This window comes from Pseudonocardia sp., from assembly GCF_035305885.1.
GTDB lineage: Bacteria > Actinomycetota > Actinomycetes > Mycobacteriales > Pseudonocardiaceae > Pseudonocardia.
On record NZ_DATGOP010000075.1, the window covers coordinates 41,283 to 56,650 of the forward strand.

The 15,368-nt window shown below is 73.3% G+C and carries 17 protein-coding genes; 5 read left to right on the forward strand and 12 right to left on the reverse strand.

Features of this window, described 5'->3' with window-relative positions:
- Positions 1–19: 19 nt before the first annotated feature.
- Genes VKZ81_RS15730 through VKZ81_RS15740 form a run of 3 tightly spaced genes read right to left on the reverse strand, consistent with a single transcriptional unit; the run spans position 20 to position 2,788 of the window.
- A complete protein-coding gene (locus VKZ81_RS15730; RefSeq protein ID WP_324242307.1) occupies positions 20–751 on the reverse strand; it encodes an ATP-binding cassette domain-containing protein in 732 nt (243 codons plus the stop codon).
- Positions 748–1,731 (reverse strand): ABC transporter permease, encoded by a 984-nt coding sequence (locus VKZ81_RS15735; protein ID WP_324242308.1) that lies wholly within the window; start codon positions 1,729–1,731, stop codon positions 748–750. Before VKZ81_RS15735 ends, VKZ81_RS15730 begins: the two co-directional genes overlap by 4 nt.
- Before the next feature lie 10 nt (positions 1,732–1,741).
- Positions 1,742–2,788 carry a substrate-binding domain-containing protein gene (locus tag VKZ81_RS15740; RefSeq protein WP_324242309.1) on the reverse strand — a complete coding sequence of 349 codons (1,047 nt, stop codon included), beginning with the start codon at positions 2,786–2,788 and terminating at the stop codon, positions 1,742–1,744.
- A gap of 116 nt (positions 2,789–2,904) precedes the next feature.
- Between VKZ81_RS15740 and VKZ81_RS15745 the strand changes: the two genes are divergently transcribed.
- Positions 2,905–4,080 carry an ROK family transcriptional regulator gene (locus VKZ81_RS15745; protein WP_324242310.1) on the forward strand — a complete coding sequence of 392 codons (1,176 nt, stop codon included), beginning with the start codon at positions 2,905–2,907 and terminating at the stop codon, positions 4,078–4,080.
- On the opposite strand, the gene VKZ81_RS15750 is transcribed toward VKZ81_RS15745, so the two are convergent.
- Positions 4,058–5,221 (reverse strand): aminotransferase, encoded by a 1,164-nt coding sequence (locus tag VKZ81_RS15750; protein ID WP_324242311.1) that lies wholly within the window; start codon positions 5,219–5,221, stop codon positions 4,058–4,060. The genes VKZ81_RS15745 and VKZ81_RS15750 overlap by 23 nt on opposite strands.
- Before the next feature lie 110 nt (positions 5,222–5,331).
- Between VKZ81_RS15750 and VKZ81_RS15755 the strand changes: the two genes are divergently transcribed.
- Positions 5,332–6,261, forward strand: a complete 930-nt coding sequence (locus VKZ81_RS15755; protein ID WP_324242312.1) for a hypothetical protein — start codon at positions 5,332–5,334, stop codon at positions 6,259–6,261.
- Positions 6,262–6,646: 385 nt separating this feature from the next.
- Positions 6,647–8,128: a mannitol dehydrogenase family protein gene (locus tag VKZ81_RS15760; RefSeq protein WP_324242313.1), complete on the forward strand. Its 1,482-nt coding sequence runs from the start codon at positions 6,647–6,649 to the stop codon at positions 8,126–8,128.
- Positions 8,129–8,136: 8 nt separating this feature from the next.
- Here VKZ81_RS15760 and msrA read toward each other — a convergent pair whose 3' ends face one another.
- From msrA to VKZ81_RS15785, 5 genes are all read right to left on the reverse strand, one after another.
- Positions 8,137–8,658: a peptide-methionine (S)-S-oxide reductase MsrA gene (gene msrA, locus VKZ81_RS15765; protein ID WP_324242314.1), complete on the reverse strand. Its 522-nt coding sequence runs from the start codon at positions 8,656–8,658 to the stop codon at positions 8,137–8,139.
- Positions 8,659–8,726: 68 nt separating this feature from the next.
- A complete protein-coding gene (locus tag VKZ81_RS15770; RefSeq protein WP_324242315.1) occupies positions 8,727–9,455 on the reverse strand; it encodes an SDR family NAD(P)-dependent oxidoreductase in 729 nt (242 codons plus the stop codon).
- Positions 9,455–9,811, reverse strand: coding sequence for a hypothetical protein (locus tag VKZ81_RS15775; protein ID WP_324242316.1), 357 nt, complete (start codon positions 9,809–9,811; stop codon positions 9,455–9,457). The genes VKZ81_RS15770 and VKZ81_RS15775 overlap by 1 nt, the downstream gene beginning before the upstream one ends.
- A 60-nt stretch (positions 9,812–9,871) precedes the next feature.
- Positions 9,872–10,936, reverse strand: coding sequence for a cyclase family protein (locus VKZ81_RS15780; RefSeq protein ID WP_324242317.1), 1,065 nt, complete (start codon positions 10,934–10,936; stop codon positions 9,872–9,874).
- Positions 10,937–10,979: 43 nt separating this feature from the next.
- The gene (locus VKZ81_RS15785; RefSeq protein WP_324242318.1) at positions 10,980–11,306 is read right to left on the reverse strand and encodes a DUF6223 family protein; all 327 of its coding nucleotides are present in this window, start codon (positions 11,304–11,306) and stop codon (positions 10,980–10,982) included.
- A gap of 206 nt (positions 11,307–11,512) precedes the next feature.
- Here VKZ81_RS15785 and VKZ81_RS15790 point away from each other — a divergent pair, with 206 nt between their 5' ends.
- Both VKZ81_RS15790 and VKZ81_RS15795 read left to right on the forward strand, forming a co-directional pair.
- Positions 11,513–12,655, forward strand: coding sequence for a sensor histidine kinase (locus VKZ81_RS15790; RefSeq protein ID WP_324242319.1), 1,143 nt, complete (start codon positions 11,513–11,515; stop codon positions 12,653–12,655).
- A gap of 8 nt (positions 12,656–12,663) precedes the next feature.
- Positions 12,664–13,338 (forward strand): response regulator transcription factor, encoded by a 675-nt coding sequence (locus VKZ81_RS15795; RefSeq protein WP_324242320.1) that lies wholly within the window; start codon positions 12,664–12,666, stop codon positions 13,336–13,338.
- A 19-nt stretch (positions 13,339–13,357) separates the two neighbouring features.
- On the opposite strand, the gene VKZ81_RS15800 is transcribed toward VKZ81_RS15795, so the two are convergent.
- The 3 genes from VKZ81_RS15800 to VKZ81_RS15815 all read right to left on the reverse strand — a co-directional run.
- Positions 13,358–14,440, reverse strand: coding sequence for a hypothetical protein (locus tag VKZ81_RS15800; RefSeq protein ID WP_324242321.1), 1,083 nt, complete (start codon positions 14,438–14,440; stop codon positions 13,358–13,360).
- Positions 14,437–15,021 (reverse strand): UGSC family (seleno)protein, encoded by a 585-nt coding sequence (locus VKZ81_RS35310; RefSeq protein WP_422662697.1) that lies wholly within the window; start codon positions 15,019–15,021, stop codon positions 14,437–14,439. The genes VKZ81_RS15800 and VKZ81_RS35310 overlap by 4 nt, the downstream gene beginning before the upstream one ends.
- Before the next feature lie 67 nt (positions 15,022–15,088).
- On the reverse strand, positions 15,089–15,368 hold a 280-nt coding region (locus tag VKZ81_RS15815), incomplete at its 5' end, for a glycoside hydrolase family 16 protein (protein WP_324242324.1).

The window sequence follows — 15,368 nt, forward strand, 5'->3', positions numbered from 1 at the left end:
GGGGAAGATCCTTTCAAAATCAGGCGGCGAGCGCGCCGGTGACCAGCGAGACGATCTCCTCGCCGGTGGTGTCCTTCGTGCGCCTGCCGGCGACGCAGCGGCCCGCGCGCATCACCCACACCTGGTCGGACAGCCGCAGCACCTGCTGGAAGTCGTGGCTGATCAGCAGGACGGAGCGGCCGGAGTCCCGCAGGCCGCGGATGAGGTTCTCGACCCGCTCGGTCTCCTGCACGCCCAGCGCCGCCGTCGGCTCGTCCATGATCACGAGCCGGGAGTCGAAGCCCGCGGCCCGGCAGATGGCCACGGCCTGGCGCTGCCCGCCCGACAGCCGCCGCACCCGGGCGCCGACGGCGGGCACGTTGACCGCGAGCTCGGCCACCATCTCCTGCGCCCGCTTGCGCATCGCGGCGCGGTCGAGGAACGGGCCGCGGGTCAGCTCGCGGTTGAGGAACAGGTTCTGCCACACCGTGAGGTCCTCGACGAGCGCGAGGTTCTGGTGCACGGTCTCGATGCCCGCGTGCCGGGCGTCCTCGGCGGAGCGGAACTGCACCGGCGTGCCGTCGAGCAGCATCCGGCCGCTGTCGGGCCGGTACACGCCGGACAGGCAGCGCACCAGGGTGGACTTGCCCGCGCCGTTGTCCCCGACGAGCGCGGTGATCTCACCGGGCGCGAGCTGGAGCGTCACGTCGCGCAGGGCCTGGACGCTGCCGAACGCCAGCGACAGGTCCTCGACGGCGAGGATGGGGGTCATCGGCGCCACCTCGTGAGGAACGCCGCCGCCACGACGACCACGCCGACGGCGACGGGTTGGTAGAAGGGGGAGACCCCGAGCATCGTGAGCCCGTTGGACAGCACGGTGAGCAGCAGCGCGCCGAGCACCGGGCCCACGATGCCGCCGCGGCCGCCGGCCAGGCTGACCCCGCCGAGCACCACCGCGGCCACGGAGTTGAGCAGGAACGACGTGTTCGACGCCGGTTCGGCCGCGCCGACCCGCGAGACCAGCAGGATCGCCGCGATGCCCGCGAGCAGCCCGCTCGCGGCGTACACGAAGACCTTGATCCGCGCGACGCTGATGCCGGTGGCCGTGGCGGCCTCGGGGTTGCCCCCAGCGGCCAGCACGTGCGTTCCGATGCGGGTGCGGAACAGCACCACGTGGCCGACGACGGCGAGCACGGCCGCCACGATCACCGACCAGCCGATCGGGCCGATCCCGCGCGCCGACAGCGCGAGCAGCCCGGCGTCGACCACGGTGACGGGCTTGCCGTCGGCGATGACCAGGGCGGCCCCGGACGCCGCCGACAGCGCCCCGAGCGTGACCACGAAGTCGGTGATCCGCCCGTAGCCGATCAGGATCCCGTTGAGGATGCCGACGACGGCGCCGCCGGCGACCGCGACCACGCAGCAGAGGGCGAGGCCCCAGCCGTGGGCGAAGCCGTAGCCGAACAGCGCGGCCGCGAACGTCATCGTCGAGGCGACCGACAGGTCGATGCCACCGGTCGCGACCACGAACGCCTGCCCGATCGAGAGCACGACGAGGATCGCCGAGGCCAGCAGCATCGAGCGGACGTTCCCGATGGCCAGGAACCCCGGGTCGAGCAGCTGGAACACGAGCACGAGCGCCACGAGGCCGACGGCGGCGGCCCGGTCGGCCCACAGCGCGGGGTCGCGCAACGCCGCGATGCCCGTTCGCTGCGCGGTTCGGGTGCTGGTCATCTCCGCAGTGCCGGTCATCCTGCCGCTGTCACCTCGACGCGAACGGGTTGTCGTAGGGCGCGGGCGGCTCGGGGGCGGAGTCGATCGCCTGCTGCACGTTGTCCTTCGTCACGAGCTGGACCGGCGCGTCGACCTCCTGCGGGAGCTCTGCGCCTCGGGCCGCGGCGGCGCAGGCGTCCACGCCGAGCTTGCCGATCACGTACGGGTACTGCGCGACGGTGGCGGCCAGCTCCCCGTTCGCGACGGCGGTGAGGGCGTCCGGGTTGCCGTCGACGCTGATCACGGAGATCTGCCCGGTCCTGCCCGCGTTGGCGACGGCGCGCGCGACGCCGAGGCCCATGTCGTCGTTGGCGGCGAAGAAGCCCTTCACGTCCGGGTTGGCGCCGATGATCGTGGTGGCCTGGGTGAGCGCCTCCTGGCGCTCCCAGTTGGCGGCCACCTCCTGCAGCACCGTGATGTTCTCGGGCAGGCCCGACCGGAAGCCCTCGACGCGTTCGGAGCTGGTGACGTCGCCGGAGATGCCGCCGACGATCGCCACCGAGCCGCCGTCCGGCAGCAGCCTCGCCATCTGCTCGGCCGCGAGCTGTCCCGCGGCGAAGTTGTCGGTGCCGATGTACGTCGCGAGCCTGATCCCCGCCGCCTCGGCGGCCGCCGGGTCGACCGGGCTGTCGATGTTGACGATCGGCTTGCCGGACGCCGCGAGCTGGGCGAGGCCCTGCACCAGGTTGGTGCCGGAGATCGGGTTCACGATGTAGCAGTCGAAGTCCTGGCCCGCGAGGGCGGTGAGCTTGTCGGCCTGGCCGGTGGTGTCGGTGATCGACGTGGCCGACTGCACCTCGGTGCGCACGCCCGCGGCGGCGCCCCCGTCGGTGATGCCCTTCTCCATCGCCTGGAAGAACGGGTTGTCCAGGCCCTTGATCACCGCGGCGACCGAGGCGGGCTCCTCCCCGGCGCCCTCGCCCGCGCCCCCGCCGTCACCGCCGCCGCAGGCCGACAGCGCCATCGCGACACCTGCCGTGAGCGCCGCGGCGGCCAGGGCGGGCCTCCGGGGGCGCATCGCTCGGATCTGGATCACTGTTCCTCCCAGCCGGACCGCTGTGACCGACCCCCGCATGAGACCGCGATTTATGACTTCTGTCAACCGAAAATCGGGGGGTTTCTGACTGACGGATGCTCTATTAGCCTGGCGCCGTGCAGTCGGTGGGGGATGTGCTCGCGCTGTTCCGCAGCGGAGGGCCGCAGACCAGGGCCGACGTGATGCACCGCACCGGCCTGTCCCGGTCGACGGTGAACCAGCGCCTCGACGCGCTGCTGGCGCACGGCTTCGTCGTCCCGGCCGGGGAGCAGCGCGAGGAGTCACCCGGGCGGGGCCGGCCCGCCGGCACGTTCGTCTTCCACCGCGGCCGCGGTGTGCTGCTCGTCGCCGACGTCGGCGCCACCGGCCTGCGGGCCGCGCTGTGCGACCTCGCGGGCACCGTCACCGTCGAGCGCACCCGCGAGATCGACGTCGCGGAGGGCCCGCACGCGGTCCTCGAGGTGATCGACGGCTTCTTCCGCGACATGCTCGCCGAGGCCGGGCGCGGGCCGGACGCGGTGCACGGCATCGGGCTCGACGTACCGGGCCCGGTCGACTTCGCGGCGGGCCTCGTCGTCAGCCCGCCGATCATGACCGGCTGGGACCGGTTCGACATCCGCGGCTGGTTCGCGCCCCGCTACCGGTGCCACGTGATGGTGGACAAGGACGTGAACGCGATGGCGTTCGGCGAGCACCGTGTCGTCCACCCCGACGCCGAGGCGCTGCTCATGCTCAAGGTCGGCACCGGGATCGGGTCGGGCATCGTCGCGGGCGGCCAGGTCTACCGCGGCGCCGACGGGGCGGCGGGCGACATCGGGCACGTCCAGCTCGCCGGGCACGGGGACGAGCCGCCGCCGGTGTGCCGCTGCGGCAACGTCGGGTGCCTCGAGGCGTACGCGGGCGGGTGGGCGCTGGTGCGCGACCTGCGCGCGGCAGGCCACGACGTGGAGAGCGTCGACGACGCGCTGGAGCTGACCGCGTCGGGCAACCCGGACGCCACCCGGTTCCTGCGCCGCGCGGGCCGGCTGCTCGGGGGCGCGGTCGCGGAGGCGGTGAGCCTGCTCAACCCGCGGGTCGTCGTGCTCGGCGGCCAGGTCGCCGCCCGGGCGGGCGACCCGTTGCTCGCCGGCATCCGCGAGCACGTCTACCGGCGGTCGCTGCCGCTCGCCACCGCCCGGCTGCAGATCGTGCCGAGCCGGCTCGGCGCCGGCGCGGGCCTCGTGGGCAGCGCGCTGCTGCTGGCCGACCTCGTCCTGGCCCCGGAGCGGATCAGCGAGCTGATCGCGCGCTGAGCGCGGTGAGGCGTTCGGCGAAGTCGGTGAGCGCGTCGCGGTCGGCGTTGCTGAGGCTCACGCGGAAGGTGCCTCGGTCGTCGGGGAGGAACGCGGTGCCCGGGATGACCAGGGTGTCGTACTCCACGACGAGCTCGCGCACGACGTCCTCGGTGGGGCGGCCGGGGAACGGGTGGCGGACCCAGCCGAACAGGCCGCCGACGGACAGCAGCTCGAACCCGCCGGGCCGGTCGGCCATCAGCGCGGTGAACCAGTGGCGCAGCTCGGCGATCTCGCGGGCCCGCTCCCGTCGCCACGGCCCGGCCTTGGTGAGGCCGGCCCACGCGGCCTCCTGCCCGATCCGCGGCGCGCAGATCGCCACGCAGTCGAGCAGCTTCGTGACCTCCCGGCCCAGCTCGGGGGAGGCGACGAGGGCGCCGACCCGGTAGCCGGGGATGGCGAAGTCCTTGGAGAAGCTGTGCAGGCTCACGACCGTGCGGTCCCACCCCGGGTCGGCGAAGAGCGCGTGCGCCGGCTCCTCGGTGTCGCGGAACGACCGGTAGGTCTCGTCGAGCACCAGCGCGACGTCGTGCCGCGCCGCCACCTCGGCGAGCGCCGCGATCCGCTCCGGGGAGGCGGTGGCGCCGCTCGGGTTGCCGGGCGTCACCACGACGACGGCCCGGGTCCGCGGCGTGATGATCGCCTCCGCCGCCTCCGGCGTGGGCACCATGTCGGGACCCGGCTCGAGGTACACGGGTGTGATCCCGGACATCTTCAGCCACATGTCGTGGTTGAAGTAGTACGGCAGCGTGAGCACCACCTCGTCCCCGGGCGCGGCGAGCGCCGACGCGGCGAGGCAGAACGCCTGGTTGCAGCCCGCGGTGATGATCACCTGCTCGGTCCGCACCTGTCCGCGGTAGGCCTCCGACAGCTCGGCGGCGAACGCCTCGCGCAGGTGCGGCAGGCCCGCGATCTGCACGTAGTCGCCGCCGCGCGGGTCGCGGGCGGTCGCGACGACGTGCTCGAGCACCTCGGGCGCGGCCGGGTACTGGGGCGCCGCCTGCGACAGGTCGATCAGCTCGCGCTTTCCCGCCCTGCGCTCGACGAGGGCGTGGGCCGTACCGATCGGGGACTCGCTCGCCCCGACCGTCCAGGGGTTCATCCGCACCTCGCCATCCCAACAGATCACGGGAAGGTGGAGTTTCAGCGCCCTCACAGGGAGGCTGTGCCACCTTCGCTCCGACACCATCGCTACGCAGGTATGGAGGCACGTTGCCCGTCCGTCGTCGGTCCCACCGTCTCGCCGCGGTCCTGGCCGTGCTCACGGCGACCGCCGTCGTCGCGGCGTGCGGTGGCAGCCAGGAGCCCAGCAACGGCGGCAACCGCTGCACCGTGTACAAGCCGGGCACCGAGGAGTGCGCCGACGGGGGCCTGGGCACCGCGTCGCCGGGCGAGGCCCAGGGGGGTGGGCAGAGCACCTACGACCCCGAGGTCGGACGCATCGCCATCTCCGCCGACGGCAACCAGCACGACAACGACGACTGGGCCTCGGCGCCGATGGCACTGGCGATCATCGCGCACCGCAACCTGCAGCCCAACCTGGTGCACTTCGACTACAACAACCACATCTGGGACTCCTCCGACGAGCACCTCGAGAACATGACCGAGAGCGTCCAGGAGGGCGCCAGGCGCTTCGGTTTCGACGAGTCCCGGTTCTTCGACGACAGCGACCCCGAGCAGCTCGAGGCCGGCATCCAGAACCTGGTGAACGAGATCAACGCCTCCACCGAGGACGACCAGCTGTCGATCGCCCTGGCGGGCCCGATCGAGACGGTCTGGATGGCGCTGGACAGGGCCGACCCCGACGCCGTCGAGCACGTCGAGTGCATCACCCACGGCGAGGACAGCTTCAACCAGACCCACGCGAAGACCGACCACGGCGGCCACGACTACGAGGACCTGATCGACCTCGGCTGCGAGCGCGTCGAGATCCCCGACCAGAACAACGGGCTCGGGCCGACCGACATGGACTTCTGGGACTTCCTCGAAGACAGCGGCGACGACAACTGGGAGTGGCTGTACTCCCGGCTCGACCTCGTCGGCAACGGCGACGTCTCGGACGCGGGCATGGTGTACTACGTGATCACCGGCGACAAGAAGGCCGACCGGGAGGACTTCAAGGACTACCTCCTGGACGACTAGGCCGGCAGGGCGCGCCGGATCACCTCGCCGGTCCCGGCTTCGCTCTTCCAGCGCTGTTCGGCCGCGAGTGCCCCGGTGGCGGGGTTGTGTCGCTCCGGGTGGCTTGGGTCGGGTTCACCACCGAGTTCCGTGGTCGGCTTCGGCGGCCGTACCCGGGCCCTACCCGGCTCGGGGCGCGCCAGTTGGTCTCGAGCCCGCCCGCGGCCTGCCTGCGAACGGCCTGCTCGAGGGGTGGCCCCGCACGGTGTGCGGCGTCGCCGAGAGGCCGGCGAGACGCCGCTCATATGAGCACCGCGGTGCACGATTTGACGATTCTCCTTGACCTCACCCAGGCGCGGTGCGAACAATCCGAGTCGTTCCGCAGCCTCTAGGAGGAGCCTTGTCCGTGGAGCCGGCCCGGACGGCGCTGAGCGCTGCCGCCCTGGCGTCGCTCGGCCCCGGCGTCGCGGTCCCGACGTACGACCGCTCGTCGGTTCGGGCCGGGATCGTGCACTTCGGCGTGGGCGCCTTCCACCGCGCCCACCAGGCGATGTACCTCGACCGCCTGATGAACGAGGGCAAGGCGCTGGACTGGGGGATCTGCGGGGTCGGGGTGCTGCCCGGCGACCGGCGGATGCGCGACGCGCTCGCCGCGCAGGACCACCTGTACACGCTGGTGATCAAGCACCCGGACGGGACGTTCGAGCCGCGCGTGATCGGCTCGATCGTCGACTACCTCTTCGCCCCCGACGACCCCGAGGCGGTGATCGAGAAGCTGGCCGACCCGGCCACGCGGATCGTCTCGCTGACCGTCACCGAGGGCGGCTACAACCTCAACGCCGTCACCGGCGAGTTCGACGCGAAGAATCCGGACGTGGTCGGCGACCTGCAGCCCGGTGCGGCGCCCCGCACGACGTTCGGCCTGATCATCGAGGGCCTCGCCCGCCGCAGGCAGCGCGGCATCCCGCCGTTCACGGTGATGTCCTGCGACAACATCCAGGGCAACGGGGACGCGGCGCGCAGGAGCTTCGGCGCGTTCGCCGCCCTGCGCGACCCCGAGCTGGGCACGTGGGTGCAGGACAACGTCGCGTTCCCCAACTGCATGGTCGACCGCATCACCCCGGTCACCACCGACGACGACCGGGCCGAGATCGCGCGCCGGTTCGGCGTCGAGGACCGCTGGCCGGTGGTGTGCGAGCCGTTCACGCAATGGGTGCTGGAGGACTCCTTCCCGCTCGGTCGCCCACCGTACGAGGACGCGGGCGTGCAGCTGGTGGCCGACGTCGAGCCGTACGAGCTGATGAAGCTGCGGCTGCTCAACGCCAGCCACCAGGCGCTGTGCTACTTCGGCTACCTCGCCGGCTACCGGTACGTCCACGACGTCTGCCAGGACCCGCTGTTCGCGAACTTCCTGCTCGCGTACATGGACCGGGAGGCCACGCCGACGCTCGAGCCCGTGCCCGGCGTCGACCTCGCCGAGTACAAGCCGAACCTGATCGCCCGTTTCTCCAACGCCCACGTCAAGGACACGGTCGCGCGGCTGTGCGCCGAGAGCTCCGACCGCATCCCGAAGTGGCTGCTACCGGTGATCCGGCACAACCTCGCCACCGGCGGCGAGTTCACCCGCTCGGCGGCCGTGGTGGCGAGCTGGGCCCGCTACGCGGAGGGCGTCGACGAGGAGGGCAAGCCGATCGAGGTGGTCGACCGCCTCGCCGACCGGCTCACCGCCGCCGCCCGCCGCCAGCGCGAGGACCGGCTCGCGTTCCTCGCCGACCGCGAGGTCTTCGGCGACCTCGTGGACGACGAGCGCTTCACCAGCGTCTACCGGCAGCACCTCGACTCGCTGTACGAGGCCGGTGCCCGGGCGACGCTGGAGAAGCTGGTGTAGCCGACGTCTCAGCTCTGCCCGGACGCGGCGGCCCGCTTCGGCAGCACCCAGTCGGGCCGCACGTAGTGGCAGGTGTAGCCGTAGGGGTGCTTCTGCAGGTAGTCCTGGTGCTCCGGCTCGGCCTCCCAGAAGTCGCCCGCCGGCTCCACCTCGGTGACGACCTTGCCCGGCCAGATCCCGGAGGCGTCGACGTCGGCGATCGTCTCGCGGGCGATGCGCTCCTGCTCCGGGGTCGTGTAGAAGATCGCGGAGCGGTAGCTGCGGCCGATGTCGTTGCCCTGCCGGTTCTTCGTGGTCGGGTCGTGCATCTGGAAGAAGAACTCCAGCAGCTCCCGGTAGGACAGCACGTCCGGGTCGAAGATGATCTCCACGGCCTCGGCGTGGTCGCCGTGGTTGCGGTAGGTGGCGTTCGGGGTGCTGTCGTCGCCGGAGTAGCCGACCCGGGTGGAGACGACCCCGGGCCGTGAGCGCAGGAGCTCCTGCACCCCCCAGAAGCACCCGCCCGCCAGGATCGCGCGCTCGGTCGCCATCGTGATCGCCTCCTCGTATCGGTGTCTTGCCCCTCGTCCAACCGATGTGCGGCCGCCGCTGTTCCGGGCTACCGCATGAACACGCCGCCGTTGACGTCGAAGGTGGCGCCGGTGATGAACCCGGCGTCCTCGCCGCAGAGGTAGCCGACGAGCCCGGCCACCTCCTCCGCGCGGCCGAACCGGCCGACCGGGATGGCGGCCGCGGCGGCGCGCAGTTGCTCGGGGTCCATGTCGTCCATCACCGGGGTGCGGGTGGCCGCGGGGGCGACCGCGTTGACGGTGACCCCGGACGCCGCCAGCTCCTTCGCGAAGATCTTGGTCAGCACGAGGACCCCGGCCTTGGACGAGGCGTAGTGGGCGCCCGCGACGAGCCCGCCCTGCTGCCCGGCGAGCGAGGCCATGTTCACGATCCGGCCCCACCCGCGCTCGCGCATCGCGGGCGCCAGCTCGCGGGTCAGCACGAACACGCTGCGCAGGTTGGTGGCGAGCACGTCGTCCCACTCGTCGAGCTCGATCTCCCACACCGGCCGCGGCACGGTGCGGGCGGCGTTGTTCACGAGGATCTCCGGGGTGCCGAACCGCTCGCGGACGGCGGCGAGGGCGGCCCGGACCGCGTCGGGGTCGCGCACGTCGGCCGGGAACGCGGCGGCGCGCTCGCCGAGCCGCTCCGCCGTGGCGGCCGCCGAGGCCGCGTCGACGTCGATCAGCGCCACCCGGTGCCCGCGCCCGTGCAGGTCCGCCGCGACGGCGGCGCCGATCCCACGCCCCGCACCGGTGACGACCGCGACCCGCCCCATCACGCGTTGCCGAAGAACAACGGCCGGCCCACCCGCGCCTCGATCGTGAAGTAGTGCCACAGCTGGTGGTCGCCGACGGGGTGCTCGCGGATGATCCCGCAGACCTTGGCGACGGTCGCGTAGTCCGGGACGTCGGCCAGGATGTAGCAGGTCCACGGGTAGCCCCGGGACGGGCCGACCATCGACTGGTCGTCGTCCATCGTGCCGAGCACCCGCACGCCGAACCGACCGCCGAGGTCGTCGAAGGCCGCCTGCGACGCCTCGAACACCGCCTTGCGCTCGTCGGGGCCCGCCGCGAAGAACGCGTCCCGCACCCCGATGCAGAACAGCGTGCGCAGGTACTCCGGCTCGGTCATCGCAGGCTCCTTCCCCCGACCAGCGTCGTACCCGCCGGAGCGCCGCGGGGCAAGCCCCGGTCAGACCGTCGCGATCGGCGTCACCGGCGACCCGACCGCACCCGGCAGGTGCAGCGGCGGGGCGGTGAGCAGGAAGCGGGACCTGCCGGCCTGCCGCAGGTGGGCCGCGAGGTCGCTCGTCCACCACAGCTCGCCCAGGTGCACGCCCAGCCGGAACAGGCACAGCTCGTGCAGCGGCAGCGCGGGCTCGTCGTTGAGCTCGTGGTCGGGCGGGAACGACTCCACGGCGTAGTTGTCGGCCGCGATCGCGGCGATCCCGCTCTCGCGGATCCAGGCGCGCAGGTCCTGGTCGGTGCCGTCGAGCACGGCGCACACGTCGAGGGAGTCGGGGTCGGGGTTGCCGCCCTGCTCGGCGATCAGCCGGGTGAACCCCGTGTGCAGCACCAGGATGTCGCCGGGTTCGACGACGACGCCGTCGGCCTCGAGCACCCGGGAGAGCTCGGCGTGGCCGACCACCGTGCGCTGCGTCCCGTAGTGGGCCTCGAGGTCGACGAGCACCGCCCGGCCCTGCACGCCGTGGCGGGCCATGTGGCTGATGTCGACCGGGCCCGCGTTCGAGGTCGACGCCTCGCCGTCGGCCGCGCCGTCGAGGCGGCCGAGGCTGCGGATGCCCGCGAGATCCGGGTCGTCCGGGCCCACCACGTCGACGTCCGCGCGCCAGCCGTTGTAGTAGACCCGCTCCGGGGTGCCGTCGCCGTCGGCGTCGAAGTGCGAGCCCGCGTGGCCGAAGGCGTCCCACTGCGTGGAGTACTGGGTGTGCAGCACGACCAGGTCGTCGCACATGACGTCGCTGGCCCCCGGGATGGCGACGCTCATGTTGCAGTTGAAGCCGATGGCGCCGGAGCGCAGCGCGGGCCGCAGGACCGGCGGGAGGCGGTTCGGGTTGACCACGGCTCGCCCGGGGAGGGTCAGTGGCAGCGACAGGCAGAACGTGACGCCGTCGCGGACCTCGGCCACCCCCTTGCGGACCTGTTCGGGCCCGATGAGGTTGAGCCGTCCGAGGTGGTCGTCGGGCCCGAAGTCGCCCCAGGTGGAACCTTCCGGCCGGTTGCGCCAGCGCGCCATCGAGCCCTCCGTCGTCTGCGGTGTGATCGCAGCGATTATGGGATCACCCGCGGCTGCGGGCCGCGACCCGGGCCAGCGCGAGCCCGGCGAGGGCGGCGGCGACCAGGCCGAGCACCACCGCGATGACGGCGCCGGCGAGCCCGTTGCCGGTGCCGAGGCCGCCCGCGGCGTTGGCGCCGTGCAGGCCGCCGACGACCACCCCGACGGCGCCCAGCACGAGCCCGAGGACGGCGGGCCTGCGGCGGGAGCGGGCGAGGGCGAACGCCGCGGCGATCACGCCGACCAGCGCGAGGACGGCGGCGGTGGTGGGCACGGTGCGCCCGACGCCGAGGATGTAGCCGGCGGTGGACAGCAGGACGGAGCTGGTCATCGGGGTTCCCTTCGTTCGGCTGGACGGCTCCGATGCTGTCTGCGCTGCGGGCCGCGCGCGTCGGGCTGCGGAGGTGTTTCCCGGCTGCTCCGCCGGGCGTACGGTCAGCCGCTGGTGGTAGCCGCGGGACACCACGCCGCGCCGATGCGCGCCCGCGGTCGGACCGCGCAGGATGGGACCGGTCCGACGGGAGGGTGGTCGACGGCATGCGGGTGGTGGACCGGGACCGCGCGGCGGTGGCCGACGCGGTCCTCGGCGGCGCCGTGGCGCTCGCGCTCCTCGTCGGCGCCGGAGTGGAGGCCGGGCGGGTGGACCTCGGGATGGTCGCCCTCGCCCTGGTGGCCGCCGCCGCGACCGCCGTGCGCCGCCGGTACCCGGTCGCGGTGTTCGCGGTGCTCAACGCGGTCCCGCTCGCCTGGTACCTCGGCGGGTACGCCGGACACCTGGTGACGCTGGTGCCGCTGGTCGGCTGCGCCACGCTCGCGGCCGCCCGCGGCTGGCGGTGGGGCGTCGCCGTCGCCGTGCCGACCGCGCTGGTGCAGATCCTCGCGATCCGGGTGGTGCTCGGCGACACCGAGACGGTCGGGGTGGTCCCGATCGCGGTGCTGCTCGCGGCCACGGCGGCGAGCGCGGGCACGGCCGTGGGGTACTACCGCTCGCTGCTCGCGGCCACCCGCGCCGAGCTCGCCCGCGAGGCCGCCGCCCGCGAGGAGCGGGCCCGCCGCCTCGCCGCCGAGGAGCGGCTGCGGATCGCGCGCGAGCTGCACGACGTGTTCGGCCACGCCATGGCCGCCATCAGCGTGCAGGCGGGCGTCGGCCTGCACGTGATCGACCAGCGGCCCGGCCAGGCCCGCGAGGCCCTCGCCGCGATCAAGAAGGTGTGCGACGAGAGCCTCACCGACGTCAAGACGATCCTCGGGGTGCTGCGCGCCGACGCCGGGGACGGAGAACCGCGCGGGCCGCGCGGCGGGCTCGACCGGCTCGACGAGCTGGTCGCCCCGCTCGAGGCCGCGGGCGTGCGGGTGCAGGTGCGCGTCGAGGGGGTGCCGCGGCCGCTGCCCGCCCCGGTCGACCTGGCCGCCTATCGGATCGTCCAGGAGGCGCTGACCAACGTCCTGCGCCACGCGCAGGCGCGCACGGTCCGGCTGACGGTCACCCACGAGCCGTCCCGGCTGTGCGTGCGGGTCCGCGACGACGGCTCCGGCGCGGGCGCGAACACCGCCGGCGGGCACGGCATCGACGGGATGCGCGAACGCGCCCGCGCGCTGTCCGGCCGGCTGGCCGCCGGCCCGCACCCCGAGGGCGGCTTCGAGGTGCACGCCGAGCTGCCCGTGCCGGGTCCGCGATGATGACCGGCGTGGACGAGCCGATCCGCGTGCTCATCGCCGACGACGAGGCCCTCGTCCGCGGCGGGTTCCGGGTGCTGGTCGACAGCGAGCCCGGGATGGAGGTGGTCGGCGAGGCCGCCGACGGCGCCACCGCGGTGCGGCTGGCGCGCGAGACCCGCCCCGACGTGGTGCTGATGGACATCAGGATGCCCGGCGTCGACGGGCTCGCCGCCACCCGCGAGATCGCCGCCGACCCCGGCCTCGCCGGCTGCCACGTGCTGATCCTCACCACGTTCGACCACGACGAGTACGTCGTCGAGGCACTGGGCGCGGGCGCCGCGGGTTTCCTGATCAAGAACACCGAGCCGGTCCAGCTGCTGCGCGGCATCCGCGTCGTCGCGGGCGGGGAGGAGCTGCTCTCGCCGGGGCTCACCCGCAGGCTGATCGCCCGCCTCACCGACCGGGCCACGCCCCCGCGGCTGAACGCGGACGCGCTCGACCAGCTGACCGCCCGCGAGAAGGAGATCGTCGGGCTGGTCGCCCATGGCCTGTCCAACACCGACATCGCCGCCGCGCTCTCCATCAGCCACGCCACGGCGAAGACGCACGTCAGCCGGGCGATGACCAAGCTGGGTGCCCGCGACCGCGCGCAGCTCGTGGCGCTGGCCTACCGGCACCGGCTCGTCGAGCCGCCGGACGCCTGACCGGTCGCCGGGGATCCGGTCAGCCCGCCACCGGGACGAGCGGGGGCCGGTCGCCGCGCGGGCCGAACGTGTCGACCACCGCCGACACCCCGGAGTTCCCCGCGCCCGCCACCACGACCAGCACCGCCTCGGGCGAGGTGAGCACGTGGAGGGCGCCGGTGTCCGGGTCGATGCGCTCGTCGGGCACCGCCTCCGGGTGGTCTGCGGGCAGCCGCCACGACGTGGTGCGCGAGATCGCGGTCTTGCCGACCCGGTCGAGGTCCTCGCGCGAGAGCACCGCCTCGTCGTAGACGAACCGGCGGATGGCCTGCTTGTCGAAGCCCTGCCCGGCCAACAGGTGGGCGTGCTCGGGGCTCAGCACGAGGCAGGACGAGACGCTGCGGTGCAGCAGGGCGCCGGTGCGGGTGATCGTCCCGGCCAGGTCGCGCAGCAGCTGCTCCGCGTCACCGGTGTGGCGGGCCTCGATGTGGGCGACCGCGCGGATCGTCATCGCGGTGACGGTGCTCTCGTCGCGCGCGAATCCGAACTCCTCGTGGAACGCGGGCCAGGGGCTCTCCTCCTGGTTCTCCCCGATGCAGCACGTGTACTTCGCCGGGGTGCCCTGGGTGGCCTGGTCGAGCGCGTGCGGGCGCAGCCCGAACGCGTTGAGCGCCGCGAGCCGGATGGCCCGCCCGATCGTCGCGTTCGCGCGGAACCCCGAGCCGAACACGTTGCCCGTGCAGTTGATGCCGAGCCGCTCCCGTACCGGGCCGTTGACCAGGAGCAGTGGCGCGGTGCCGGTGGTGCTCTGCCAGATGCCCCGCCCGACGTAGCCCTCGGCGCGCAGCGAGTCCCACGCGGCGAGCACCACCGGGAAGTACTCCGGGCGGCAGCCGGCCAGCGCCGCGTTGAGCGCCGCGAGCCGCACGGTGCACTCCCGGCCGATCTGCGGCATGGCCAGCAGGACATCGTCCGGGTCGCGGTCGGTCCGCGCGAGGAACTCCTCGAGCCGCTCGGCGGTGCACGGCACGACCGGGAGCCCGTCGCTCCACTCCTGGTCGAAGCAGTACTCGATCGCGTCGACGACGGCGTCGGCGAGCGCGCGGGTGTCCTCGACGGTCATGGCTCGACCCCCAGCTGCGCGAGGATGCGCGGCAGCATCGACCCCACGCGCTCGCGGATCTCCTCCCGGGACAGGCTCGCCACCGGGTGCTCGGTCACGACGTACGGGAACCCGGGGAAGCCGTACGAGCGCGCCATCGCGTCAGCGGCGAGGCGGAACGGTTCGGTGCAGATGCTGACGGCCGGAATGCCGGCCCGTTCCAGCAGGATCCCGTCGGCCAGACTGGCCGCGCTGCACGAGCCTCAATCACCGACGGCCGTGACGGCGAAGTTGCAGGTGGAGACGATGCGTTCGACCTGGGTCCGCTCCACCGGCGTGCCGAAGTAGTCCTTCGAGAACACCTTCACGTCCTGCAGCCGGAACCGCTCGCCGAGCTGCCTGCCGACCTCCTCGAGCAGCACCGCCGCGTTCGGCTTGCCGTTGTCGAGCAGCCCGAGCGTCAGCCCGTTGAGGGTGGCCGGCCGCGGGGCGAGGGTCCGGTCCTCGCCGCCCGCCGCGGCGCCGGTCGGGTCGAGGAACACGCTCCCCCAGTCGGTCACCAGGCCCACCTCCGACGTCTCGCCTGCCGCGACCGTAGGCACGCGGCGGCGGTGCCGTCGTCGGCCGGGAGGAGGCCCGCGAACGAGTCATTCCTCGGTTGACGCGCCGCTACCGCGGCTTGTAGATGCGCACCCAGTCGACCTCGAGGCTGACCTCGGGCGGGGTGGTCGCGTCCGGGGCCGGGATCCACTCCTTGTAGGGGCCCATGTCGAGCTGGATCGCGAGGTGCATCGGGCCGGTCGGGATGACGTTCTTGTCGAAGGTCTCGAACTGCTTGACGCCGTCGACGTACCAGGTGATGCGGTTCGGCAGCCAGTCCATGGCGAACGTGTGCCACTGGCTGAAGTCGCCGGTGATCTTGTTGCCGGCCTGCTTGTTCTGGGGCGAG

Coding starts and splice junctions, on each gene's coding strand:
- VKZ81_RS15730 (WP_324242307.1), bottom strand. CDS start 751: ATGACCCCCATCCTCGCCGTCGAGGACCTGTCGCTGGCGTTCGGCAGC.
- VKZ81_RS15735 (WP_324242308.1), bottom strand. CDS start 1,731: ATGACCGGCACTGCGGAGATGACCAGCACCCGAACCGCGCAGCGAACG.
- VKZ81_RS15750 (WP_324242311.1), bottom strand. CDS start 5,221: ATGAACCCCTGGACGGTCGGGGCGAGCGAGTCCCCGATCGGTACGGCC.
- msrA (WP_324242314.1), bottom strand. CDS start 8,658: ATGGCGACCGAGCGCGCGATCCTGGCGGGCGGGTGCTTCTGGGGGGTG.
- VKZ81_RS15770 (WP_324242315.1), bottom strand. CDS start 9,455: ATGGGGCGGGTCGCGGTCGTCACCGGTGCGGGGCGTGGGATCGGCGCC.
- VKZ81_RS15775 (WP_324242316.1), bottom strand. CDS start 9,811: ATGACCGAGCCGGAGTACCTGCGCACGCTGTTCTGCATCGGGGTGCGG.
- VKZ81_RS15780 (WP_324242317.1), bottom strand. CDS start 10,936: ATGGCGCGCTGGCGCAACCGGCCGGAAGGTTCCACCTGGGGCGACTTC.
- VKZ81_RS15785 (WP_324242318.1), bottom strand. CDS start 11,306: ATGACCAGCTCCGTCCTGCTGTCCACCGCCGGCTACATCCTCGGCGTC.
- VKZ81_RS15790 (WP_324242319.1), top strand. CDS start 11,513: ATGCGGGTGGTGGACCGGGACCGCGCGGCGGTGGCCGACGCGGTCCTC.
- VKZ81_RS15800 (WP_324242321.1), bottom strand. CDS start 14,440: ATGACCGTCGAGGACACCCGCGCGCTCGCCGACGCCGTCGTCGACGCG.